24 protein-coding genes and 1 other RNA gene are annotated in these 25,024 nt (G+C 48.2%); 23 read left to right on the forward strand and 2 right to left on the reverse strand.

The window, feature by feature from the left end; genetic code table 11:
• The 5 genes from DQG23_RS42965 to DQG23_RS16310 form a co-directional block, all read left to right on the forward strand.
• The coding region (locus DQG23_RS42965; protein ID WP_238177912.1) for a hypothetical protein at window positions 1-230 on the forward strand (230 nt) is incomplete at its 5' end.
• A 205-nt stretch (window positions 231-435) separates the two neighbouring features.
• Window positions 436-918 carry an SsrA-binding protein SmpB gene (smpB, locus tag DQG23_RS16290; protein WP_113031931.1) on the forward strand — a complete coding sequence of 161 codons (483 nt, stop codon included), beginning with the start codon at window positions 436-438 and terminating at the stop codon, window positions 916-918.
• Between the two features lie 178 nt (window positions 919-1,096).
• Window positions 1,097-1,461: a transfer-messenger RNA gene (gene ssrA / locus DQG23_RS16295) on the forward strand.
• 1,536 nt (window positions 1,462-2,997) lie between these two features.
• Window positions 2,998-4,869: an AraC family transcriptional regulator gene (locus DQG23_RS16305; RefSeq protein WP_113031933.1), complete on the forward strand. Its 1,872-nt coding sequence runs from the start codon at window positions 2,998-3,000 to the stop codon at window positions 4,867-4,869.
• 364 nt (window positions 4,870-5,233) lie between these two features.
• The gene (locus tag DQG23_RS16310; RefSeq protein ID WP_113031934.1) at window positions 5,234-5,680 is read left to right on the forward strand and encodes a UPF0158 family protein; all 447 of its coding nucleotides are present in this window, start codon (window positions 5,234-5,236) and stop codon (window positions 5,678-5,680) included.
• 271 nt (window positions 5,681-5,951) lie between these two features.
• Here the strand turns inward: DQG23_RS16310 and DQG23_RS16315 are convergent, their stop codons facing one another.
• The gene (locus DQG23_RS16315; RefSeq protein WP_113031935.1) at window positions 5,952-6,983 is read right to left on the reverse strand and encodes an NAD(P)/FAD-dependent oxidoreductase; all 1,032 of its coding nucleotides are present in this window, start codon (window positions 6,981-6,983) and stop codon (window positions 5,952-5,954) included.
• Between the two features lie 560 nt (window positions 6,984-7,543).
• Here DQG23_RS16315 and DQG23_RS16320 point away from each other — a divergent pair.
• From DQG23_RS16320 to DQG23_RS16345, 6 genes are all read left to right on the forward strand, one after another.
• Window positions 7,544-7,723 (forward strand): hypothetical protein, encoded by a 180-nt coding sequence (locus tag DQG23_RS16320; RefSeq protein ID WP_113031936.1) that lies wholly within the window; start codon window positions 7,544-7,546, stop codon window positions 7,721-7,723.
• A gap of 267 nt (window positions 7,724-7,990) precedes the next feature.
• On the forward strand, window positions 7,991-8,284 hold the full coding sequence (locus DQG23_RS16325) for an AbrB/MazE/SpoVT family DNA-binding domain-containing protein (RefSeq protein ID WP_113031937.1): 294 nt from the start codon (window positions 7,991-7,993) through the stop codon (window positions 8,282-8,284).
• Between the two features lies 1 nt (window position 8,285).
• A complete protein-coding gene (locus DQG23_RS16330) occupies window positions 8,286-8,678 on the forward strand; it encodes a type II toxin-antitoxin system death-on-curing family toxin (protein ID WP_113031938.1) in 393 nt (130 codons plus the stop codon).
• Window positions 8,679-9,147: 469 nt separating this feature from the next.
• Window positions 9,148-12,999 (forward strand): S-layer homology domain-containing protein, encoded by a 3,852-nt coding sequence (locus DQG23_RS16335; protein WP_113031939.1) that lies wholly within the window; start codon window positions 9,148-9,150, stop codon window positions 12,997-12,999.
• A gap of 168 nt (window positions 13,000-13,167) precedes the next feature.
• Window positions 13,168-13,356 carry a hypothetical protein gene (locus DQG23_RS16340; protein WP_146762320.1) on the forward strand — a complete coding sequence of 63 codons (189 nt, stop codon included), beginning with the start codon at window positions 13,168-13,170 and terminating at the stop codon, window positions 13,354-13,356.
• 109 nt (window positions 13,357-13,465) lie between these two features.
• Complete coding sequence (locus DQG23_RS16345; protein ID WP_113031941.1) at window positions 13,466-14,287, forward strand: RQC domain-containing protein; 822 nt, start codon at window positions 13,466-13,468, stop codon at window positions 14,285-14,287.
• A 115-nt stretch (window positions 14,288-14,402) separates the two neighbouring features.
• Here the strand turns inward: DQG23_RS16345 and DQG23_RS16350 are convergent, their stop codons facing one another.
• Window positions 14,403-15,092: a GntR family transcriptional regulator gene (locus DQG23_RS16350; RefSeq protein WP_113031942.1), complete on the reverse strand. Its 690-nt coding sequence runs from the start codon at window positions 15,090-15,092 to the stop codon at window positions 14,403-14,405.
• Between the two features lie 306 nt (window positions 15,093-15,398).
• On the opposite strand from DQG23_RS16350, the gene DQG23_RS16355 reads away from it, so the two are divergent.
• The 12 genes from DQG23_RS16355 (at window position 15,399) to DQG23_RS42150 (ending at window position 24,866) form a co-directional block, all read left to right on the forward strand.
• Window positions 15,399-16,322 carry a DUF6282 family protein gene (locus tag DQG23_RS16355; protein WP_238177913.1) on the forward strand — a complete coding sequence of 308 codons (924 nt, stop codon included), beginning with the start codon at window positions 15,399-15,401 and terminating at the stop codon, window positions 16,320-16,322.
• A 30-nt stretch (window positions 16,323-16,352) separates the two neighbouring features.
• Window positions 16,353-16,688 carry a cupin domain-containing protein gene (locus DQG23_RS16360; protein WP_113031943.1) on the forward strand — a complete coding sequence of 112 codons (336 nt, stop codon included), beginning with the start codon at window positions 16,353-16,355 and terminating at the stop codon, window positions 16,686-16,688.
• The gene (locus DQG23_RS16365; protein ID WP_158560554.1) at window positions 16,678-17,466 is read left to right on the forward strand and encodes an HpcH/HpaI aldolase family protein; all 789 of its coding nucleotides are present in this window, start codon (window positions 16,678-16,680) and stop codon (window positions 17,464-17,466) included. Before DQG23_RS16360 ends, DQG23_RS16365 begins: the two co-directional genes overlap by 11 nt.
• Window positions 17,467-18,780: an MFS transporter gene (locus DQG23_RS16370; RefSeq protein WP_113031945.1), complete on the forward strand. Its 1,314-nt coding sequence runs from the start codon at window positions 17,467-17,469 to the stop codon at window positions 18,778-18,780.
• Window positions 18,780-19,988, forward strand: a complete 1,209-nt coding sequence (locus tag DQG23_RS16375) for an acetyl-CoA C-acetyltransferase (RefSeq protein ID WP_113031946.1) — start codon at window positions 18,780-18,782, stop codon at window positions 19,986-19,988. The genes DQG23_RS16370 and DQG23_RS16375 overlap by 1 nt, the downstream gene beginning before the upstream one ends.
• Window positions 19,989-20,008: 20 nt before the next feature.
• Window positions 20,009-20,686: a CoA transferase subunit A gene (locus DQG23_RS16380; protein WP_420330238.1), complete on the forward strand. Its 678-nt coding sequence runs from the start codon at window positions 20,009-20,011 to the stop codon at window positions 20,684-20,686.
• Between the two features lie 37 nt (window positions 20,687-20,723).
• Window positions 20,724-21,392 carry a 3-oxoacid CoA-transferase subunit B gene (locus tag DQG23_RS16385; protein WP_113031947.1) on the forward strand — a complete coding sequence of 223 codons (669 nt, stop codon included), beginning with the start codon at window positions 20,724-20,726 and terminating at the stop codon, window positions 21,390-21,392.
• Window positions 21,393-22,037: 645 nt separating this feature from the next.
• Entirely contained in the window at window positions 22,038-22,835 is a 798-nt protein-coding gene (locus tag DQG23_RS16390; RefSeq protein WP_113031948.1) for a hypothetical protein, read from the forward strand.
• A gap of 362 nt (window positions 22,836-23,197) precedes the next feature.
• Window positions 23,198-23,395 (forward strand): large ribosomal subunit protein bL28, encoded by a 198-nt coding sequence (locus DQG23_RS43770; RefSeq protein WP_158560555.1) that lies wholly within the window; start codon window positions 23,198-23,200, stop codon window positions 23,393-23,395.
• Between the two features lie 162 nt (window positions 23,396-23,557).
• Window positions 23,558-23,860, forward strand: a complete 303-nt coding sequence (locus tag DQG23_RS16400) for a hypothetical protein (RefSeq protein ID WP_113031950.1) — start codon at window positions 23,558-23,560, stop codon at window positions 23,858-23,860.
• A gap of 238 nt (window positions 23,861-24,098) precedes the next feature.
• The gene (locus tag DQG23_RS16405) at window positions 24,099-24,560 is read left to right on the forward strand and encodes a DIP1984 family protein (RefSeq protein WP_113031951.1); all 462 of its coding nucleotides are present in this window, start codon (window positions 24,099-24,101) and stop codon (window positions 24,558-24,560) included.
• A 135-nt stretch (window positions 24,561-24,695) separates the two neighbouring features.
• Entirely contained in the window at window positions 24,696-24,866 is a 171-nt protein-coding gene (locus tag DQG23_RS42150) for a hypothetical protein (protein ID WP_158560556.1), read from the forward strand.
• Window positions 24,867-25,024 lie beyond the last annotated feature (158 nt).

The raw sequence follows: 25,024 nt of genomic DNA on the forward strand, positions 1-25,024 counted from the left end.
GCGAGGGCGCCAATGCCGGCGGCGACCGCGGGAAGCGGCGCGGCAGCAGCGGCGGCGCGAGCGCAGGCGCGGCGGGCGGCGGCAAGCGACGCGGCGGCGGAGCCGGCACCGGCACCGGTGCTGGCGCTGGGCCAGGCGCCGGAGGCAAGGCCACCGGCGGTGGCAGCCGCCGCAAAGGCGGCGTGCGCGGCGGTGCCGTGACCGGCAGCGGGAAGAAGCGTCGCAAGTAGGGCGGCGGCGCAATTTTATCAGCTCGCTGCTCCGCTTTGCGGAGCAGCGAGGCTGACGCGGTTAGAGCGGAGGACAGAAACGGTATAACCGTTTTGTGCCTTGATTTCTCCCGGTGTAGTTGATACAATGACTCTACCTTCAATATAAGGTGCGCGCTGAGAGCGGCGCTGCATAAGGATATTCGGTAACCGGGGAGTGAGTCGCATGGGAAAACAAAAAAGTGAAAACAAAGTGCTTGCACAGAACAAAAAAGCATCCCATGACTACTTCATTGAGGAAACCTATGAATGCGGCCTGGTTCTGACAGGCACCGAGATCAAATCGGTTCGCGCCGGCAAGGCGAACATTTCGGATAGCTTTGCACTTATCCGCAATGGCGAAGCTTTCGTCCACAATATGCATGTCAGTCCGTTCGAGCAAGGGAATCGTTACAATCCGGACGATCCGACCCGTACGCGCAAGCTGCTGATGAAGAAATACGAGATCAGTAAGCTGCTCGGCGCTTCCAAGCAACAAGGCTATGCGTTAGTGCCGTTAAAGATCTATGTCCGTAATGGTTATGCGAAGCTGCTACTTGGTCTCGGCCGAGGGAAAAAGCAGTTCGACAAGCGCGACACGGCGGCCAAACGCGACGCAGACCGCGACATTCAACGCGCTCTTCGCGAGAGGCAGAAGGTTGCGAGGTAAATCGTTTCAAGTTGATCCAACGTTCGGGACTGTTTCCATGAAAATGAGCGGCAGGCACCGTGCGTTTGTGATATACTAAGTTTGTAAGTTAAGCACTCGGCTCGGTTGCGATCGGCGGCGAAAGGTTCTTGGTTGTTCTTTTCGCTCGTGCGCGCAGACTCGACCGTGCTCCATAAACGGGGGTGTTTATGGATTCGACGGGGATAGTTCGAGCATGGGTAGCGGGTAGTGGGGAGCGTCCGCTTCATCAACGCTAAAGCCAATTAAACGGCAAACAACAACAACCAACTCTGGCTCTGGCCGCCTAATAACGGTCTCCAGGCTTCTACTCTCCATCGCCCATGTGGCGGGATAGGGGCTCAACTCTAGTGGGATACGCTGCTACATCTCCGCCTGGGGTGTGCTGAAGAAGACAATCAGGCTGACCCAAAGCATAGCCGGTTACGGGGCGATGCTCGGGTGACATCAAAACTGTGACTACACCCGTAGAAGCCTGTGTGGCGTTATTTTCGGACAGGGGTTCAACTCCCCTCACCTCCACCAAAAACCATGTGAGAGAGCACCGTGATAGGTGCTCTTTTGCTTTACATTTAGAGACTTTCGATAGGGTTCGAGGCAGTTATGGAGCCTTGTTATTACACGGTTTTTAAGTAAACACCATAGGTAAATGCCCCATTCTCGACTGATTTATTGTTATCTTGCTTGATGTGGAATGTAATATGCACAGTCTTCGTTTCCCGCTGTATCAAAATCTTCGGTACATACTTGCTGACAATCCTATTCAACATCTCAGGGTTCTGGACTTCGGCATCCAGCGTTTCAATTAATCGCCTTAGCTCGCTTTGGATCACCTGAATATCGGCCGTATCGAAATCAATGGGCTGATGGAGATAACATCAAGTGATTGTCTATACGACTCATTATGATGTCTATGAAGCTCCGACTCAAGCTGGTTATCCAGTGTAAGACATAGTAAGGCAGTACGAAGCTTGTTGGTGACAATTCTTTCGATGTCTCTTTTCGCCAGCTAGTGTACTCGCAAAACTCCCTATATTTATTAGGAGGTAGTGATTCTAATGAATAAAAATAAGTTATTTGTGCTAAGCATATGTGTTATAGGCATCTGTATTAATGTAAGATCAATTATTAGACACATTAATCTCAACAGTGGAATAACGCTTGACATCATATCAATCATACTATGGTCTGCCCTGGCGATATCAGTCTATATTGGAAAGAAAAAAACTAAAGCGTAATAGAAAAAATGCTTCCTTTTTGCAAAAATTTCGAAATAAAAAATAAGACAACAATTCGACTCCCCTCGCCTCCATCATGTAAATCCACAACCGCATAAGGTTTGTGGATTTTTTATTTTCCTGCATATACAGTTCCAAGATAAGATCGACATGTTCTTTTAATACGACTACTTTTTCTACAACTGACGAGCTTCGTCCTTTTTCGCCTGGTATTCGGCGAGCTGCCGCGTCAGTGCCAGAATGGCGCCGTATTTGAAAATCTTCTTTTTAAAGCACCGTCGAGGACGTAGCACTCCACTTACTCCCGTCGCAGCTCGGGGTTGCGGCATGCCTTGCACTGGTCACGGTTGCCGCAGGGGTAGGTAACGTACTTGAGCTTATTTCACCCGTTGTACTTGGTGTTACCGATCATGGTATACTCGTAGCCGAGATTTTTAATTCCCTGCACACAATAAGGCCGCTTAGAAGGTACTGTTCCTTCGCTTGTGCCTTCGAGCTTCTGCTTGTTTGCGTCCGACTCGCATTCCGGTTCGAGTGACAGTTGAAACTGACTAAAAAATGTTTTGAGGAGCTTGCAGGGCTGGTTGGCTCATCGTGTGGTCATTTTCATGATGGCTCTCTCGTAAGTACGACCATTAGAGAAAATATTGTTCGAGATAGCCTGCCGTTTTTCCTGGCGGGGTCTTATTTCCTGAGGATGTTTTCTATCAAACTGGGTTAAGGGTGTTTTTCTCGAATCGAACGGCTGGGAGTATAAACAAGGCTCCATGCCCATGGTGAAGCGTTGCTTGAATTCGCGGAAACAGTGAGAGGGGGAGAATGTATGGATTGGGAAGCCCACATCGAACGGTGGAGCCGAACCGCCGTTAGACTGCTGGATATTCGACAGTATTGTATGGAGAATGGAACTGTCCCTGATCGCTATGTGGCACAGAACAGCTTTTTCGTAGTTACTACCCATGGAGAGGCGAGAGTGAGTCTGGCGGGAACGGTCTATCGAGTCCGTTCACTTCACATTCTGCACGGAGGAAAGGACGCGGAGCTGGCTTTTATGCCGCTAGGAAATGACTTTGCCTGTTATTTGATTCTGTATAAAGCCGATTGCGAATCGCCGGAGGATCGGGAGAGCTTCCATATGCCGTATGCATTCACTCCTTATCCGTTGCTGCCTCTGCAAGAAAAGTGTCAAGCCATGAGTCGCCTATGGCAGCTAGCAACCCCGATGGATAAGCTGCAGGCGCAGTCTGTCTTTCTTCCGTTTGTGTACGAAGTTATGCGGCAAATCCGCACGTCAGCAAAGGAAACGGGCAGACCGAACTTGGTAACCGAAGCGATTCACTATATTCAAGAGCATTACAGGGATTCGATTACAGCCGAGGAATTGGCCGGTATTTACAATTGCAGCGCGAGCTACTTGTATCGTTTGTTCAAAACCCAGATAGGCGTCGGTCCGATTGAATATCTGATTCATGTACGCATTCACAAATCGAAGCAATTTCTGCTGAAATCGGAGGCTCGTATCCAGGAAATAGCTAACAGCGTCGGCTATACCGATGTCTATTATTTCAGCCGCTTGTTCAAGAAGCATACCGGTTGCTCTCCGCTTCAATTTCGGGAGGACAATCGGCAGACTGTTCAGAATAATCCATTACGTCTGTTAAAATCGTCTATTGTGTCCCCGATGCTAGCTTCTCATAATGAGAATGAGAGTTATTATCAATACATTTCGGAAGGGGACACATCGATGTTCAGATTTTCAAGACCGGCGTTTGGAGCAATGATGCTATTATGCACAACCTTGCTTTTGAATGCATGTCAGGCAAGCAGCACAACAGGGACGACGGGATCCACGGACAGCAAGGCTGTAGAAACGCGTATTTACGAGCATTTGAAAGGCCAAACGGAAATTCCAGTGAAGCCCCAGCGTGTGGTCAGCCTCTTTCATTTGGGTGAACTGATGGCAATCGGGGTAAAGCCGGTAGGCGCAACTTCCTACATTCTGAAAAATCCGCTGTTAAGCGATACTTCCGATATTGCAGATGTTGGAGTACCACCTGATGCGGAGAAGATTTTGTCGCTGGAGCCTGACCTGATTGTTACAACGGCACCATTCGCGGAGGTAGTAGAGGGCGGTTACGAAGCACTGAGCCGGATCGCACCAACAATTGTCGTCGAGCAGTACAATGACCCGGTCAAAGATGTCAAAATGTTTGGCGATATTCTAGGCAAGCAGGAGGAAGCCAAGCGATGGAATGAAGCATTTGCGGCAAAAATAGCTAAATATAAGGAGAAGATTAGCCCACTTATAAAGGCTGATGAAACCTTCTCGATTTTGAATGTGCGTCCCGATGCCGTTTTTATTTACGGTGATACCAATATGGGGGGTAACATCATATACAAGTATCTGGGTTTGAAGCCGACCGAAAAAGTAAAGAATGATGTCATTAACGGTGAAACATGGGAGATATCTACCGAGGTGATCCCCGATTTTATCGGCGATCGGTTATTGCTGGCTGTGAATGAAGGAGCAGAGAAAAAATCGAAAGAAGTGGAAAAGCTTATTCAAAATTCGCCGGCATGGAAAGAAGGAAGAATCTACAATATCGATTTTAATCAATTTCTTTTCAGCGATCCGATTTCAGTAGAAAAACAGTTGGATATCATCGTTAATTTGCTGGTTGAAAGTAAGAAATAAACGAAATGCAATTCACCTCCGCTTCGATGAGATCGAATAGGACAAGGCTTACTTGGAATGGATGGAGAATTGTAGTTTTGTACAGAACGGATCATCTCCACAAATATATGAGAAGACACCGATAAGGTGTCTTTTTGTTTGAATATATACGGGGTTGAATATCTATTATTAAGCCTCCAGCTTACGGGATTCAGCTATGAAAGAGTGGCGCATGGGCGAGGGTTGAGCTATCTTACTATTTCTTATCATACGGATATGTGATTTTGATAGAATGGTAATAATGATTTGTATCTAGTGTCTGGTTATCAATATTGCCACGGATCTGCTTATATAGGATCAAATAAATCAAGAGAGGTCGATCGGAATGGAATTAATGGATGAGCTTACAGATGCCTATTTGGATAACAATTTTGAGCATCCATATTACTTAGATCTTTACACTGGGCAAATCATTCTGAATATGGACGAAGGGTATACAGGGGAACCCGGAATTGACTGGGATGACGAAGAAAGTGAAGAACGGTTCATAGGGATTCCCAAAATTGATTCTAACGAGGCTTTTTATGTCATGACAAAATTTGCCCAGCGTACTGAATTTGATCCTGAAGATAAATTGTTCGATGCTCTTAACGGCTATAAACCTTTTCGAAGGTTCAAGGATACGCTCTACGAATTGAATCTTTGGGATGAGTGGAATAAATTCGAAAGCAAGTTTGCAGAAGATGCGATTCTATCCTGGATGGAACAGTATGAACTGAATTACGACGAGTTAAAGGAAAAGTACAAGAACAATCATCCTTTTCACAAGTAAAGGGTAGCTAGTCTTGAACAGATAAGAATTGCAGAAAATGGTTCGCCAGAAGACGCATCAACGGATTCGGGAAAAAGGGTACGCAGCCGGGGATGTGAAGGAGTTTGAGACGGAGGATCGAGGAGTTGCCAAGCACGGGCTCGTCATCGCTAAGAAATCCCGGACCGCATGAGGTCTAGGATTCCTTGTGGCTGAGAATTGCAGACAGATCTCAAGTATTGCTTGTACTCAATATAGCAATAAGTCGGTCGTACTTATACGATACCAACTGCTAGTTATTGACGAATTGCTTGTTCAATTCATCAAAACGGGCGTTTTCGGTAGAAATTCGAGCCATTTTCGCTGCGTGCGGATCAATGTATTGTTTGGCGCTGTTGACGGCAAGCACAACATCGTTAAATGCCCCGGTAATCAGCTTCACTTTCGATCCGTAGCTTACAAAATCGCCAGCCGCAGATATGCCGGGAATTTGCGATTCCATTTTATCGGTGACGGCAAGAATGTCCTTCCCGATGCCTAGCCCCCAATCTCTGAGCTTGCCATATTCATAAGTAGCGCCGTGGCTGACGATAAGCGCATCTGTGTCCAACTGCTCGCGTTGTCCCGTTTCTACGTGGCAGATCGTGACCTTATCGATTGCCTGGCCGTCTTCACTATGAAGCATCTCTATTTGATAGTGAGTGCGGACGGCGGCAGAAGCTTTCATTCGTGAAACGCTGCGTTCAAGTCCCTTGAACTTATCCGTCCGGTTGACAACCGTCACGCTGGCGGCAAACGGCTCCAATTCATTGGCCCAATCTACAGCCGAATCGCCTCCGCCGGAGATCACGACCCTTTTCCCCCGGAAATCTTCGAGGTTTTCTACGGTGTAATACAGGTTTGAGCTTTCATAGCGCACGGCCCCTTCGATTTCCAGTTTCCTCACTTTTCGCAGGCCGCCGTATCCAATCGCCATAATAACCGTCTTGGTCCAGTGCCGGTCGCCGGCAGTGGAGGTCAGTATAAAGGTGCCGTCATCGAGGCGCTCCAGTCCTACAATTTCCTGACTCAATGCAATCGCCGGGTCAAATGTGCGGGCCTGACGAACCAGCTGATCAGTCAGCTCCCGGCCCGTAAGAGCCGGTATTGCTCCAACGTCCCACACCATTTTATCCAGAAAAAATAACATCGTACCCCCCAGCTCGTTCTGGGCGTCTATTATTTTTGTCTTCATTTCACGCATTCCGCTGTAAAAAGCGCCATATAACCCCGCAGGGCCGCCGCCAATAAAAGTTACATCATAAAGTTCCAGGTTCTCCGTCATTAAGTGCTCACCTCATTATAATAATTGATCTTGAACTTGCGGTTTCTAAGATTCCATCGGCGTAGAAATTGCAAGAGCGGCAGCTCCGGAAGCAAGTGATCTTCTAAAAACGGTAATCGACCAAATGCAGAACATAGGTTTTCAACGTCAGGTTCTATACGCAGTTGACTAACAGTAGTCTCCCCGCCGCTGCGCGGCGCCATGATGCATGAAAAATCACTTACGCCGCCGCTCGTACTGAGCTATTTTCAGGGTAGTGTATGTATTGATATCGACAATAATAATCATTATCAATAAACGGTGGGGATAATAATAGCTGCCGGCCGCTTGCTCTGCACTTATGAAACAAATATATTAATTTAGTATGCTAAGTTATTTTCCAATTGTCAATACACGATTACGAGCCTCATTGTTAAAAAGTAAGGGTCTTAGTTTTTTGCAAAAAGCTAATGTCTTTTTACTATGGGGAAAATAGATAGCTTGACAAAAAAGACGGGATTCCATTATTTTTAATGATAGTTTCATTAATATACATCCGGGCTAGGAAGGACGAAAACGAGATGGCAGCGAATTGGTGGTTGGCGCTCATTATTATGGTTGTGTTAAACGGAATTTTGGTTTGGACTTTGTTTTTTAGTCTAGAGCCCACCAGCAGAAGAGCTAAAAAATGGTTTTTTATCGTAGGGAATGTTATTGGACTCATCCTTGCTGTCTCTCAATTTTTCTGGATGGAATTTTAGGTTTGGATTCGATAAGCGAAATGGCGGCTGCATTGCCGATATATCAAAACTGTGATTACACTCTCCCAAAGGGTGCCTGTGTGACATATATTCGGCAAACTCCCTTCACCTCCACCAAAAAACGATATGCAAAGACACCGTGTAGGTGTCTTTTTGCTTTATGTCTCTAGAACGATTTGTTAAAATGTACATATGTTATAAAAGTTATAACTGTTATCAGGTATAACTTAATGGGTGCCGATCATACTATGGAGAGGAGAAAGTTAAATGAATGGTGTGGTCAAAATGACGAACGATAATCGAAAAGTGACTCGTTATTCTCGTAAAATAGGGCGAATGGGTAACAGTTTGGGTGTAAGCTTGCCTAAAAGACTTGCTGAAAAGTTAAAGGTCTCGCAAGGAGATGAAATCGAATTCATCGAGAATGAGCGTGGTGAAATTGTTCTGAAAAAAGCAAGGCAAGGCAACTTGCCTGAGAATGTCCGTCCGGAAGTTTTAGAAGCCTTCTTTGATGTATTTGAAGAGGATGAGGGTATTCTTGAGGACTTAAGGGACAGATGATATGACGATATTTCTGACTAAAGAAGAGATTGTCTCAGCACACTATTTCATGATGAAAAGAATGAACGACGCAGAGCAAGCGGGAGTGAAAGACCACGGTCTGCTTGAATCTGCGGTACATAGACCCCAGCAAAGTGTTTTCGGAGAAGATGCTTATCCGTCTTTATTTGATAAGGCTGCGGCATTACTGGAATCTCTGGTCAAAAATCACTGTTTTCATAATGGAAATAAGCGGACGGCTTATCTTGTTACCAAGTCATTTTTGCTGTTGAACGGATACCATCTGCAGATGGAACGTAAGTATGCTGTGGAGTTTATAGTCGATATTGCAACAGGATTACATCCAGTACAGACTATCTGTCGTATTCTAGAAGAACATTCGGTAGAAAGGTGATTCTCGTATGTGGACATCGATCAGTCAATGCATGGACAGGAATCTTAGGTGATATCAAAATCATGACTACACCTGTCCCGTAAGAACCCGACGACTCCATTCGTCTCCGCCATGTAAAACCACAACCGCAAGAGGTTGCGGTTTTTTGCATTTCCAATCTTAAGTAAGAGCTCCACATGCTCATTGAAGCTTGCAAGGAGCTGCCATAACGCGTGCATGTTTGCATTATCAATTTGGCTAACCCTTCTTTAAGGTCATTCACCAAGAAAGCTGCTGTACCGGCAGATGACATTCGCCATAACAATCCCGACTCCTACATGTTCCACTCCCACATCTATGGAAGGACCCATCATTACATGGTATGTGGAAAAAAATATAATTTCTTAATAGTATAGGAGGTTCCATTTTACATTGCCTTGTTATAGTACTCCTTGAATAATAAATTCACTAAGGGGAGAAGGAACAGGGAATGAAAGCAAAAAGATTACGTAAGACAATCGTGATCGCTTCAATGATCTCGTTGCTGGGAGGATTACATACAGGTTTCGGCCCAAATCATCGTGTTTATGCGGCTGGTGAACCTGCGTCATCCGTCATTATTGAAGATTTTGAAGATGGAATCTCGGATGTGAAATTTAATCCTAAACGTATGTATACTGCTACGCTGCACTTGGAAGACAACAAGAAGCGTGTAAGAAACGGACAATACTCGGCTAGAATTGATTACGACATGATTGGTATAGTAGATAACCCCTCGCAAATTGAAGTAGGGTATAAAACGGGGAATATCCCGGTAGCAGATTATCCGACTAAAGTAGGCATGTGGGTTTATGGAAACAATGAAGGACATTTGCTGACGACAAAATTTAGAGATAAAGGCGGATCCTCTTTCCAAGCGGAATTTTATGATGGAAACGAATTAGGTATCGACTGGTACGGTTGGAAATATATCGAGGCGGATGTTCCGCAGGGGAAACCGGGTCCGGTTGTCCTTGAATTGTTTTTCCAATTGAAGCAGTCGAATATGAGCAAAAAAAATAAGGGCTCTATTTGGATAGACGATATTACCTTTATCTACGGAGAATCGAATGAGGATAAAGAGGTTCCAAACATTAAACCTGTAGCTCCTGTCGAAAATGAAGTATTAAGCGCTCCGCTTGAGGAATTAAAGGTTGAACTGACCGATAACGGATCGGGTTTGGATTTGAATACATTGTCTGTTCTTTTGGATAGTAAGGATATTACGAATGATGTGCGCTATTCTCCAGATACGAATTTAATAACCTACCCGGGACAAAACGTGGATGGCGGTTATCATGAGCTTGTTGTTGAAGTGAAGGATAAGAACGGCAACCCGGCAGGGAAAACATTCGCTTTCACAGTTAATGCAGGGGAACGTTTGTTCATGACTGCCGACAAAGAAGCGGTAAGTAATGAAATTTACCCTGTTAAAATTAGTATCAAAGATTACTTGAATGCAGACCAGGCAAAATTCGCTTTGAATTTTGATCCCCAAACCCTTCAAGTTGAAAGCATTACTCAGGCGGCTGGAGTTGACTTAACCTCAAATATAGATAATACGGGCGGAACTGTTCAGGTAACGCTTGACAAGGTATCAGCAGCAGCAGCTCATGATGCCGTTACGGTTAACTTCAGAGTGAGCTCTCATGCCGTGTTAGAGCGCGGTGAGGATTACAAAACCATCACAATGGGTGATACGAAACTTACAGCCGGTGAAGTTCAGACTAGCTCGCCGATTGCCGCTCCTATTCGCTATACAATCGCATTTCCTTATCAGCTGAACATGACGGGAGTCGGTTTGGGTACGCCTTCTACATTTACAGTATTGGATCATGTGGGCAGACCGTATGAAGGCGCGGATATCGTTTTCAACGGATTGTTGAAACAAAGCTCGGTAGTTACCGTTAACACGGTAACGTCTAACGTATATGAGGATGATAAAACGTCTTCTAATGTAATCATGGTTGCAAAAGCCGGTGAACGTTACTATGCTTCAGCGGAAGCCGAGGATGGATTCTTCGAGGTTATTCTCACAGACGGCCGTACGACAGGATATATCCCTGAAGCGGATGTTAGCAGGCAGCCATTGAGCGGCAGTCTCGGTAAAACAGATGCCAAAGGACAAGTAACGACAGACCTGACTACATTGGCGCTCGGAACTTATCAGGTTCAGGCTGTCAACGGCGATCAGAACAGCAAGGTTGTCAATTATGAAGTCGTGGAGCAGTACGGTACGGATGATCCTCAATATGTTCAAACTTATGTGACGGAGGATATGTCTTCGCAACTAAGTGTTGCCTGGCAAACAAAACCGGACCGAACCTTTACTTCTATTCAATACATTGAAGCTAGTGAATGGGGTACGGGTGAAAGCCCTGATGTCAATCATGTAAAACAACAGCAAGCTGAGAGTGAGCTTCAAGTGCTTAGCATGAAGGAGAATGGAACGAAAGGTGAAATACGGTTCCATAATGCTCTGATAGAGGGCTTGAAAGCAGCTACCACTTACAACTATCGTGTAGGTTATGAGGGCAATTGGTCGGAGTGGCAGGAGTATTCTACTGTAGATCGGGATAAAACGACACCGACCTCATTCTTGTTTATTACGGATTCTCATACGAAACAATTAGCAGGAATGGAGACTTATCAAGAACTAATGACTAACGCTTTGACACAATATCCGTCGACACAGTTTATTATGCATGGCGGGGATATTGTTGATGTAGGCGGCGCATTTGAAGAATGGCAAAGGTTCTGGCAAGCTTCATCGGTCTATGCGACAAAGCTTCCGTCTGCTCTAACGTTAGGTAATCACGATGTGAAGAGCGAAGGGAAAGACGTATTCACCAAAGGCGCGAATTTCCCGGTGAACGGGCCGGAAACCCAACTGCAATATGCTTACTCTTATGATGTCGATGATGCTCATTTTGTCGTATTGAACTCGGAAGGCACAGAAGAACAAATGATTGATCAGGCAGCATGGTTGGAGAAAGATTTGGATCAGAATGACAAAAAATGGACGATCGCTATGTTCCATCGTCCTGCCTACCATACGGAAAGCGGCCGAGAATCCCTTGTTGAGTATACGCAAAAGTATTTTGCCCCTATTTTAGAAGAAAAGAAAGTGGATTTGGTTCTGGTCGGTCATGACCATGTGTATTCGCGCACTTATCCAATGCTGGATGGAAAGCCAAATAAAGCTACAAACGAGGGGACTGTATATCTTGACGGCGGTGCTTCGGGCTGGAAATTTTATGATGGCACTAAGTATCATTATTTGAATGCTATCTTTGATGAAGACGTTCCTGTATATTCCGCTATTAAAATTACCGAGGAAAAGATCCTTGTGGAAGCACGTACGATAGCGGGCAATAAGATCGATGAGTTTTCTGTAGCGAAAACCGATGAGCCGTCAACGCCAACACCGACGACAGCACCAACGACAACACCGACTACGGCACCAACGACGGCGCCAACAACAGCACCAACGCCGGCTCCAACGACAGCACCGACACCGACGACGGCGCCAACGCCGACACCAACGACAGCACCAACGACAGCGCCAACGACGGCACCGACGACAGCTCCAACGCCAGCGCCAACGACGGCACCAACGACAGCACCGACGCCGACACCGACGACGGCGCCAACGACAACACCAACGTCGACACCAAAGCCTACACAAACGCCAACGTCTTCGAAGCCTGTCTTCAACGACAAGGTGGATGCAGACGCAGTTAAGGCTATCGCGGAAAAAGAGAAATCCGCTCCTGCTGTAAGCTTTACGGACGTTCCGGCATCTTTGTGGAGTGCTTCAGTAGTGGAACGTGCTTCTAAGATGGGTATAGTAACGGGCTACAGTGACGGTTCTTACCGTCCCGATGAAAAGGTAACCCGCGCCGAGTTCGCCACGATGCTTGCAAAAGCTTTCGGTCTACCGGAATCAAGCGGTTCTTCCTTCTCTGACACGCAACGGCATTGGGCTTCAGATGCGATTGCAGCGCTGAAGGCAAAAGGGATAGTCACAGGTTATGATGACGGTTCGTTCCGTCCTGACCAAGAGATCTCCCGCGCTGAGATCGTTGCAATGCTTGCTCGGCTTACGAACTACGTTCCTAGCACTTCCAATTCATTCTCGGATGTAGTTACGAGCTGGGCCTCCGAACAAATCAATGCTTTCGCGACCGCAGGTATCGTAAGCGGTGCAGGCGACGGATTGTTCAAACCGAACGAATCCGCGTCCCGTGCCGAGTCGGTTGCGATGATCATTCGCTTGTTGGATAAATTGCTAACACAGTAAGTGTTGCTATATGTAAGAAATAGAGGCGAATTGTGGTTTTGCACAGCCCCGATTCGCCTCTACCATGTAAAACCCGACCGCTTGAAGGTCGGGTTTTTGTTACTTCCAGTAAAAAAAGAGCACCTGATCACATTGGGGTTAAGGTGCTGTTTTATTGAGCATTTTGATATGAAAAGAACATGCCGTTATCGGCAGTATGGCCTATACGAGAAACAGAAACTGGATCTGATTTGCGAAGGTTGGCATGTCGTCGCTGTCATTCGGGAGCTTCTTGATGAGAACTTGGACGAGTTCCGTCAGTATTTATCCAAAGCGATTGAGCTGGCCGAGCCCAGAGATATCCGGAATATGTGTTAACGGAGGAAGGCAAAAGAATGCTGTAGGTACGATGAGCATTTTTATGGAATTGGGGAGTTGATGCGTTAGCCAGGTTTGATCACGTTTATGAGTCAGAGAGATTGATTTTATGTTCCATAATAACGGTGATATACTGGACGAAACAAAGCAGAAACGGTTGAAAGGGCTTGATTCGTTCGTGAAGCTTAAGAATAAACCATTGCCAGAGCCCGAATTGCTGGCTATTTTGCGGGCTGCCGACGATATCATTGCCGAAGGCGGACGTACGATGCTCTCGAAAATTTTGAAGGGCTCTAGAGAACGAAAGCTGCTGGAACTGGGTCTGGATCGAAACCCTTCATACGGATTTTATAGGGATCTCTCCTTGGAACAGATCACGGATAAGATTGATCAGATGATTCGTGCCGGATTTTTGGAGACCAAGAAAAGCGGCAAGCTTCCCATGATTGCGTTCACTCCGCTCGGATGGGCGGTTGAAAGAGAAAGACGTGCCGATGAATTTTTGCAGGAATGGAATGTAGGGATCAGCCAAAACATCACCCCGATCAATATAGAATATTTGAAAGGGCGAAACCGGGGTATGATCTTCTTGTTCCTGTACAAAGTTTTATGCTCGGGGAATAAGAAGTACATTCCTTATTTAACTTTGTGGGAACGAAGCGATTTCAAAAACGTTCGGACTGAAATACGCCATGTGATCAAAGCGTTGAAGCGGCGTGATGAAATGGATGCCCCGGATTGGGAGCAGCTAAAAAGGGAACGGTTCGAAGCGTTATTTATCGGCGATCGCGACCCCATCTTCCTGGCCTGTCAGAAATGCGGCAGACCTTTCGTATTCGATGAATGGAATCCGGACTATTATTCGAGCGAAGGGATAAAATTTCCGGAAAAGTGCCCGAATTGCTCGGAGAAAGCACATCTGTATCGATAAGCATCACAATCTCAAAAAGCACCCCTTAGAAGTCATTCGGACAGCCGCAAGGTTTTCCGTGGCTTCCTTCTAAGAGGTGCTTTTTTGACATGCCAAATGAGACATCGGCCGAGCGTTAATGTTTCGTATTGCCGCCCTGCAGCATTTGAGATATGCGTAACGCGTTAAGCACGACTTTAAATCCGGTTTCCTTCTGGGAGCGGATGACCCGCGCAGCCTTCTCCTCGTCTCTTTCGCGAAGCGCTTCTACGATCGAACGGTGCTCCTCGTTGGATTGGCGCAGTCGGTCGGGGTCGTAATGGAACACCATTTTTGAGTTTTCGCTGCGCAAGAATAGATTCTCGATCATATCGATTAAGACCTGGGCATGCGAGGCACGATATAACTGCTGATGGAAATTCCGGTTGCTTAGAGAATACGCGGTCAGGTCTTGTTTGGCTATGCTCGCGTCCATTTGGTCCACAAGCAGCTCCAGCGAATCGATTTCTTCCGGAGTGGCTGCCTTGGCGGCCAATCGCGTTGAGAGGGTCTCAAGTTCCGTTCGGATAAGGAAAACTTCCTCTAACGTATCGGTGTTAATCGGAGCGACGCGTGCCCCGCTGTGCGATTTCGTTTCGAGCAGTCCGTCGGCTGTCAGCCTTTTGATCGCTTCCCGAACCGGGATGTCGCTAACCCCTAGCTGACGCGCAATATCGCGGATAATGATCCGCTCATCCGGCTTGTACACGCCCGTCATGATTTGCTCTTTTATGAAATGGTAAACCGTATCTGACTTTGTATGGCCTTTATGTTCATTGGCGTTCATTTATATAACCTCCAAAAGGAATTTACATCAATACCCTAAATCAGGAGAATCCTTAATAAATTATCATATATGATTTGATCAAAATTGTACATGATAAATGAGTATATTGTATATTTTCTAATTTTTACAAGCGAAAACGGTTTCATTTACTATTGATTTCTGTCTGCGGAGCTTTTAATATATAATTACAACAAAATAATATATGATTTATGAATTATGATATCTAATTTTCAAGCGACGAACTCGATCGACTAAAGGTCGACCGCCGTCATGCAATGCCGCTCCGTACGCCAGGAGCTGCGCGCGGTGCGAGAAGAATCGACAGAAAGCGAGGAGAAAGCGATGCAAGAGCTGTTGGAAGGCGCGTATGATCTGCACGTTCACACAGGACCGGACGTCAGTCCGCGCAAGCTTGACGATCTGGATATGGCGGAACGCATTCAAAAATTGGGGATGAAGGGTTTCGGCATCAAGTCCCACTATTTTTGTACGGGAGAGCGCGCGAGGATCGTTAAGAAGGTGTACCCCGACCTCAACCCAATCGGTGCACTGAGCCTTAATCATACGGTAGGGGGCATCAATCCGGTCGCGGTGGAAATGGCTGCGCGGGTCGGCGCAAAAATCATCTGGATGCCGACGTTTGATGCGGCTAACGAAATGGCGTACATGTTTAGCCGGACCAGCTATGATGAATTGCCGCCCTGGGCGAAGGTGCAATTCGAGCTCAGCCAGCAAGGCAAGATGCAAGCGGGCATCACGATTCTCGAGAACGGAAATCTGAAGCAGAGCGTACTCGAGATCATCGACATCGCCAAGAAGAACGACCTCATCCTCTCTACCGGTCATCTGGGCAAGGAAGAGATCTACGCGCTCGTTACCGCGGCGAAACAGCAAGGCTTGAGGAAAGTCGTCGTCACGCACCCTACCTTTTCATCGGTAAACCTCTCCAAGCAGGAACAGAAGGAGCTGGCCGAGCTCGGCGCTTATATGGAGCAATGCTTCGGCGTTATCACGCCGCACTATGGCATCGACTGGGACGGTTTGTACGAGGCGATTCGCTTCGTGGGACCGGAGCATTGCATTTTATCCAGCGATCTGGGGCAAACGAACAATCCGTATCCCGATGAAGGGCTGCTTACCTTCGTTACTAATTTGCATAACAATGGCTTTTCGAAGGAAGAAATCAAAACGATGACGATTCACAACACGACATTTTTGGCGGAAGGCTAATTGACGCAATGAAATGGGGAGGATATCAACATGAGTATGAAAGCATCAAACTGGGATACGTTGCAGGAGGTTCTCGTCCGTGAAGGCGTAACGCGCAAAGCGTTCAGCGGGGAAGGCGCGACGCTGGCTCTCCACGTTCTGCAGCCGGGGCACGAGCCGAAGCCGCATAGTCACACCTACGAGCAAATCGTCTACATCCTTGGCGGAAAAGTAAAATTTCATATCGGGGAAGAGTCCGTATTGCTGGAAGCGGGCGGGTTGCTCGTCGTACCGCCGGATGTGATGCATTATGCGGAAGTGATAGGCGACGAGCCGGTTTATAACCTGGATGTGTTCACCCCGAAGAGGGATGAATATGCGTCCTAATTTGTTCAAGAAGCGTCTTTCGGATGCGACCCAAATAGGTACGTTTGTCAAAATCGACTCGGCGGAAATCATCGAGCTGCTCGGATACGCCGGCTTCGATTTCATCGTGATCGACATGGAGCATACGACGATTGATTTCGGACAGGCGGAAAGGATGGTGCGGGTTGCCGACCTGCACGGCATGAGCAGCATCATCCGGGTTCCCGATGCGAGCAGGATGTCTATTTTACGGGCATTGGACTTGGGCGCGGCAGGCGTCCAGGTTCCGCAAGTATACTCGGCGGACGAGGTTAGGGATGTCGTCGACAAGGCCAAGTATCCGCCGCAAGGCTCACGGGGACTCACCTATGCGCACCGCGCCGCGGGTTTCGGCCACATGCCCGGCAACTATATGGAGGAGCAGAATACAGCCGGCACGATAGTTGTTCACGTAGAAACTGTAAACGCTTACGAACGAATAGACGAGCTGTGTGCCGTTGAAGGGCTGGATATCGTTTTTATCGGAGCGCTCGACTTAAGCGTATGCTTAGGCGTTAACGGGGCCGATTATATGAATGGCGAGCTGGCTGCCCCCGTTCGATCGATTATTGAGGCCTGCAAGCGTTCAGGGAAAATGCCCGGCATTGCCGTGACGAATGCAGCGCAATATAAGTTTGCGCTTGAGCAGCGGATTCCTTATATCGTATGGTCGTCCGATGTGGCATTTTTCAAGCAAGCTCTTGATGCAATCATCCAAACGAAAAGCAAAATAGAACTCGAACATACGGGGGAATCCTAGATGAGCACTATTCAGGCATCTGCAGCAGCCGGCACGAATACGAACGGCCAAGGCAAAAAGGCGTTAATCGCTGCGTACTTCGGTTTTTCGGTCGACATGATCGACGTATACCTGCCTATTATCGCGCTTGCGCCGGCTATGATTTATTTCCAGCCTGCGGATATGTCGGCAACTTTATCGACAACGCTTTATTACTTGATTTTTGTGCTCTCGCTGATCGGCCGCCCGATCGGATCGTTCATCTTCGGCTATGCCGGGGATAAAATCGGTCGTAGAAAAACGACGTTGATCTCGATTTTCGGCATCGGCGCAACGACGCTGCTTATCGCATGTTTGCCCGGTTATGCGACTCTAGGTCTTGGCGGCGTCTTGTTGTTGGCTGCTCTTCGCCTGATTTCGGGCGTCTTTATGGGCGGCGAATATACGTCTGCGAATCCGCTGGCGATGGAATATGCGCCTAAGAACAAGCGGGGATTGTACGGCGGTCTCATTAATGCAGGATTTCCAACCGGTACGATCGTCGTATCGCTCGCAACGCTCGGTACGCTGCAGTTTTTCCCTGCGGGCGACGCAACCTCGCTCTATGCCGTATGGGGCTGGCGCATCCCTTTCATTATCGGCGCTTTACTGAGCTTTATCTTATTCGTTTATACGTATAAAAATGTCGAAGAGTCAAAGGTGTGGGAAGAATCGAAGAAAGCGGACAATCCGATCAAGGATTTGTTCAGCAAAAAGAATTTGTCTCTGCTCGGCCAAGTATTCCTCGTGATGAGCGGAGTATGGTTTGTTACGAACGCTATTGTCTCTTCTCTGCCCGGCATTCTTAAATATCTTAACGTTAACAGCGTCGATTCGACGAACGCCCAGCTGGTGACGAACGTGATCATGTTCTTCTTATTTATTCTCGCCGGAGCGATTAGCCAAAAAATCGGCCGCAAAACGGTGCTGATTGTTTTCGGCATCTTGAGCTTCACGCTGTCTCCGCTGTTTTATTACATGCTGCTGAACGGTGGCTATCAAAATACGACAAAGCTGATCGTGCTCGTTGTGCTTGTGAACTGTTTGGCGATTCCGGTATTCGGCGTTCTCACTTCGTATATTTCAGAGCGCTTCAGCACGGGCGTACGCGCTTCGGGTTACGGGATCGGTTACAGCTTGGCGCTGATTATACCGGCAATGACGCCATTTTTCATGCTCGGGTTGAAAAACTTCATGCCTTACGAGTTTACGCCGATTGTCATTCTGGTTATAGGCGGCTTGTTCATCACGCTTGGCGCATTGCTTGGACCTGAGACGAAGAAAGTGGATTTGTGATGAAAAGGAACGAACGGGATGTCGTCATCGTCAGTGCCGTGCGGACGCCGATCGGCAGCTTCCAGGGGTCGCTGAAGGACGTGAGTGCCGTTAAGCTTGGCGCCTTGGTCATTCGGGAGGCGGTTAAGCGGGCCGGTTTGAATGCCGCGGATGTACAGGAAGTCATCATGGGGAACGTTCTGCAAGCGGGACTCGGCCAAAATCCGGCTCGCCAAGCTTCTCTTGCGGCAGGCTTGCCCCAAGAAACGCCGGCGTACACGATCAATATGGTATGCGGCTCCGGTTTGAAGGCGGTGCATCTGGCGGCGCAGTCGATTCGCAGCGGGGATAGCGAAGTCGCCGTTGCCGGCGGCATGGAAAATATGAGCCAAGCGCCTTTCCTTGTCCAAGGCGCCCGCGGCGGCTTGCGAATGGGCGATCATCAGCTTGTGGACAGCATGATTCGCGACGGTTTATGGTGTGCGGCGAACGATTATCACATGGGCGTGACGGCCGAGAACTTATGCGACAAATACTCGCTGAGCCGCGAGGAACTTGACCGCTTCGCGCTGGACAGCCAGCGAAAGGCAGCGTCGGCGATCGCAGACGAGCGCTTCGCGGACGAGACGGTGCCCGTCGAGATTCCGCAGCGCAAGGGCGAAGCGATCGTCATGGATACGGACGAGTATCCGCGCGACACGTCGCTGGCTGCGCTTGCGAAGCTAAGTCCGGCTTTTAAGCGGGACGGCGCAGTGACGGCCGGCAACGCCTCGGGCATTAACGACGGCGCGGCCGCGCTGGTGCTGATGAGCGCCGGGAAGGCGCGGGAGTACGGGCTTACGCCGCTTGCGGTCATCCGCGCCAACGCTTCGGCCGGCGTAGATCCGGCGTTCATGGGCCTCGGCCCTGTCCCTGCCGTTCGTCAGGCGCTGGCAAAAGCCGGCTTGACGATAGCGGATATGGGGCTTATTGAAGCGAATGAGGCGTTCGCGTCGCAAGCGCTTGCGGTGGCACAGGAATTGCAGCTTGATTCGAGCGTACTGAACGTGAATGGCGGCGCTATTGCGCTCGGCCATCCGATCGGCGCCAGCGGCGCGCGCATTTTGGTGACGCTGCTGCATGAAATGAAGCGCCGCGAGACGCAATACGGCCTTGCCGCGCTTTGTATCGGAGGCGGACAAGGAGTTGCGACAATCGTCGAGCGGCCGAACGCCGGCTGGGAAGGATAGTGAATGAAGTGAAGACGATAATGGCTTCTTACGCGGATGCGATTGCCGACATTCAGGACGGAGCGACGCTGATGGTCGGCGGCTTCGGGCTTGTCGGCATACCGGAAAATTTGATAACCGCGCTGGCGGAGAAGGGCGTCAAAGACTTGACGATCATTTCAAACAACTGCGGCGTGGATGACTTCGGTCTGGGGCTTCTGCTGCGGAACAAGCAGATTCGTACCGTGATCGCCTCCTATGTCGGCGAAAATAAAGAGTTTGAAAGGCAAGCGCTGTCGGGCGAGATTGAGGTGAAGCTCATTCCGCAAGGCACGCTGGCCGAGAAAATTCGCGCAGGCGGAGCGGGCATCCCTGCGTTTTATACGCCGGCAGGCGTCGGCACGCCGATTGCGGAAAACCGCGAAACGCGTATATTCGGCGGCAAGGAATATTTGCTGGAGGAGTCGCTGACGGCAGATTTTAGCTTGATTCTCGCTGCAAAAGCGGACCGGATGGGGAATCTCGCATACAACAAGACGGCGATGAATTTCAATCCGATCATGGCGGCGGCTGGACGCATTACGATTGCCGAGACGGAAGAGATCGTCGAGGCCGGCGCGTTGAACCCGAGTATGATCCATACGCCCGGCATTTATGTCCAGCGTCTTATCGTCGGCCGGCAGACGAAGCGGGTCGAAAAGCGGACGGTGCGGGCATAGGTCATACGGGGACGGGGGAAGGAAGATGGCTGTACACATGGTTAATACGAAAATTTCGGTTCGGGAGCGTATCGCCAGAAGAGCGGAGCGGGAAATCGAGACCGGCTTTTATGTAAACTTGGGCATCGGCATTCCGACGCTGGTTGCGAATTATTTGGCGGCGGATAAGCAGGTCGTGCTGCAATCGGAGAACGGCTTGCTCGGCATAGGGCCATATCCGACGGAGGAGGAGCTCGACCCGGACTTGATCAACGCCGGCAAGGAAACGGTCACCGCTGCCGAAGGCGCCGCCTTTTTCCACAGTGCGGAATCGTTCGGCATGATCCGGGGCGGACATATCGATTTGGCGATTTTAGGCGGGATGGAGGTGTCCTGCCAGGGCGATCTTGCCAATTGGATGATTCCCGGCAAGATGGTCAAGGGAATGGGCGGAGCGATGGATCTGGTGCACGGCGCGAAACGGATCGTCGTCATTATGGACCATGTCAGCAAGGACGGCCGGCCCAAAATTTTGCAAGCGTGCAGTCTGCCGTTAACGGGCAAACGCGTCGTCGATCGGATCATCACGGACAGGGCGGTCATCGACGTAACGCCGAACGGCTTGCGGCTTGTGGAGGTCGCTTTCGGCTGCACGGTCGAGGAGGTTAAAGCGCACACGCAGGCGGAGCTGCACGTCGCGGAAGATGTCGCGTTGGATGCTTACTAAGTTGACGTCCTAAATGATTAACGGCGGCGAATTTATGGATTCGTAAATCCGAGATTCGCCGCCGCACATAGAAGGAGAGAGCATACTGTTGTCCGAACGGGACGGGAGTATGCTTTTTTATTGAAATACCTTGCCCTTGCTTGCGAAAAATGCGCTAAAAGTCTGTTTATGGGTAAAGTATGTCCGAGGCAGGCAAGGGAGAGCATGAATAGAAAGGATGCGTGATAACCTCGCCGGTATCCTGCTGTAGAGGCTCCTTTGTATGCTGTAGTCCGACTATGCCTGCTTGGAATAAGGAATCGCGGTAGCCCTTACGCTGGAATCCGAATTTGCCTGCTTGGAGAATGGATTATTCGGTGTATCGAGCGAAATAGCCGCTGCAAGCGGGCATTTTCGAACTGTAGATGGGGAAAGGAATTCAGACTCGATTCCAAGCGGGCGAAATCCGACTGTAGCGCATGCAAGCGACGCGAGGGGGACGGCTTCTAATGTTGATGAAGACGAATTGCTTTCCTTCAAAGAAGCTGTATATTAGGTATTAGAAAGGATCCGTTGCCTTCTCGTGCCACGGTTCATTTTACGTATGAAAGACTTTGGGAAGGTATTAAACTGGGAAAAGAACTTATAAGGGAGAATATTTATAGGATGAAACATCTTTATAAGATCGATAGTAGTGAATTCAATAGTCAATATGGCGAACCGATAAACAGGGATTCTATTAAACAAGAAATGTTATCCGTAAAAAATAATAAAATCGTTACCAAGACGATTGCCGATAGCGGCTTTGAGATCACGGAAACTTTATTTGAACGACAAGATATGGAGACGATTATCCTCTCGAATATAGAAATTCAATTTGCTTTGTATCAATTTTATGTTTTGTATAGCGGCTTAGAAAATGAAGAAGACCGCTCCACTGGGAAGTTGTGCGGAGAGATTTGGTATCCCAATGCGGAAAATAAGCTGAGCGATACGACGTTATTCCATTTGCTTTCGATTTTCGATTCTTTGCATGTCGTTTACAAAAAAGACAAAACGCATGTTCAAACTACGCTTTCAAGCTTGGATACGAAAACGTCAATCTATCATACATACAAAAGGCTGTACAAGGAATCGCGCTTAAACCCGATCATTATGTCTTTTATGGATGAATGGAAAGGGCATCGATTAGAAGTTGCCGGTAACGCCGTCTATCAATATCGGCCTTGTGAAGACGACATCGAACCAATTGTTCTGGATGCGGAAGAAATGATCTTCATTGATTTTATTAAGCAGCAACTGACGCTATCCAATTATTTCATGTTTTATTGCATAGGCTGGAATGAAGATGATGTCGCAAGGAGCCTGATACTGAAAAAGCTGGTGAAACCGTTCAACAAGCTATTTTTCCTTTCAACTCCCGATCGATTCCTATCGCAGCTTCTTGTTATATCGAATCATTAGCAAGCTGATGCGGGGTCGGTAAGTGAATGCGATTCATTACGTCAGTGTTCATGATTGAGGCAAGTTTCGTTATAACCAATTATTCCATATTCCGGAAACGCCCGGTTTGGTATAGTACATGTTGGAGATAAACGAAAGGGGACATGACGATGCCAGCAATACTGTAATGGTTTTTGACGATGCAGCGCCGAACCAAGCTTCACTGCCAAGGGATCCGTGCGCTCATTTTAAGCCGTTACAGGAACGCATGGTAATTCGTCATTACGAACCTTGGACCTATGGGAAGGGCTATACCTATCTCCTTTAGTGAACGTTACTTTCGCGTTCCTTCTATTATCACGATCGATATAGGAGGAAACCCAATGAAATGCAGTCAGTGCGGAAAAGGTCCCGTCTTAGCCAACCGTATTCACATCTCGCGTTCCCACGTCAGCAGACGCAGCAAACGCCGGCAAAAGCCTAATGTTTCGAAGAGGCGGTTAAACATAGGCGGTGTCATTCAGACGTTATGTATTTGCACGAAATGCGTGCGGACTATCGCCAAGCAGCTGCGCGGCTAAAATAACAGAAGGAGCCAAGGAGTCGATTCCTTGGCTCTTATTTACGTTACCATGTTTGGTTGGACGAGTTAAGGCAAGAGGGTAACTTTTGGTTTGATGCTTATCCGGCCTAGTTTTATGTATGTTATACTGAATCTAACAAGTAAATACGGAGGTGACGAGATGCGCTGGGAAGAGGTTAGAGAGCAGTTTCCTGACGAGTGGGTGGTATGTGAAGCGCTGCGATCTCACTCAGAGGGTGGTTTCTGGTTCATTGAAGAGGTGGCTGTAATCGATAGGCATGACGATTCAGGCATTGCCATGAAACGCTATTACGAATTGCATCGAGAACATCCTTTTAGGGAATATGGCTTTTTCCACACATCTAGTGAAACGCTGAAGCTCCGTGAGAAAGGGGCGGGAATTCGAGGACCTGCTGGCTTGGTTATAGATTCTAGTGATCTCACTATAGCAGTAAAGGGATGAGTCGAATACTCGTCCGAAACAACACATAATATATCCGAAAGCAAACCCAGACCTCAAACGGCCTGGGTTTTTACTTACCGGAATAAGCCGAAGACGGAAAATACTTCGCCGCATTTAATTTTAGGCCTATACATTTTCCACCATTAAATTTCAATGTCGCCATACTTTCACCATGTTCGAACCGCCCGGAATGCGCGAATATAGAGGCATGGAGCACATAATGAGAGGAGAAAAGCGGATGAAGCTGGCGGAAGCGCTCGTCCTTCGGGCGGATACCCAAAAGAAAATCGCGCAATTAAAGCAAAGGCTGGAAAGGGTCGTCAAGGTGCAGGAAGGAGAAACGCCGGCGGAAGATCCGCAGGTTCTTATCGCCGAGCTGAAGCATACCTTGGACGAACAGACGAATTGGATCCGCAAAATAAACAAAACGAATGCGTTGACTCCGTTTAACGGCGAGCTCAGCATCTCGGATGCTTTAGCCGAACGGGATCAGATTATGCAGCACCGTAAAATGTTGAACGATATTCTCGAACAGGCATCCATCAAGCAAGACCGGTACAGCCGTTCGGAAGTGAAGTTTCAGCGGACGGTTGATGTGGCGCAAATTCAAATGAAGGCGGATGAGCTATCCAAGGCGTATCGCGAGTTCGATTTCAGGATTCAAGAAATGAACTGGAAAACGGATCTGCTTGAAAAATAGCTGCGAAGGTAACCCGTTTCGGTTAAGGCGAGCACAACCCGCCAACAGGGAAAGTTGGACTCCTAGATTAGACGCAGGGCCATGTCTAGTGCAATGACCAATGAGCCCAGTATTGTAACAAAAATGCGTATGAGCATGGAAGTAAAGGGTACCGCTTACTGTAATTACCGCGTGCTGATTGCCGAAACGGGTGAGGGCGGGGAAGGGGATTTGCAGCTGACGGTTTTGACGAAGGACGATACCATACGCCCGTCATTTTTACAACAGATCGAATCGGGCGTGAAGGCCATATCAGTACTGCCATAGCCGCATGAGGTTATGGTTTTTGCATTTCTTTAACAGGAAAAACGGACGGCTGGAACACCCTATTATTCGCTCCATCCAACTCCTTAAACGAGAGGTAAATTGCCGACTATCAGCCATATTGCATTTTTGAAAACGATATGATAACTTTCAGGTAAAGA

It is taken from the genome of Paenibacillus contaminans (genome assembly GCF_003285015.1).
In the GTDB taxonomy this organism is placed as follows: domain Bacteria; phylum Bacillota; class Bacilli; order Paenibacillales; family NBRC-103111; genus Paenibacillus_V; species Paenibacillus_V contaminans.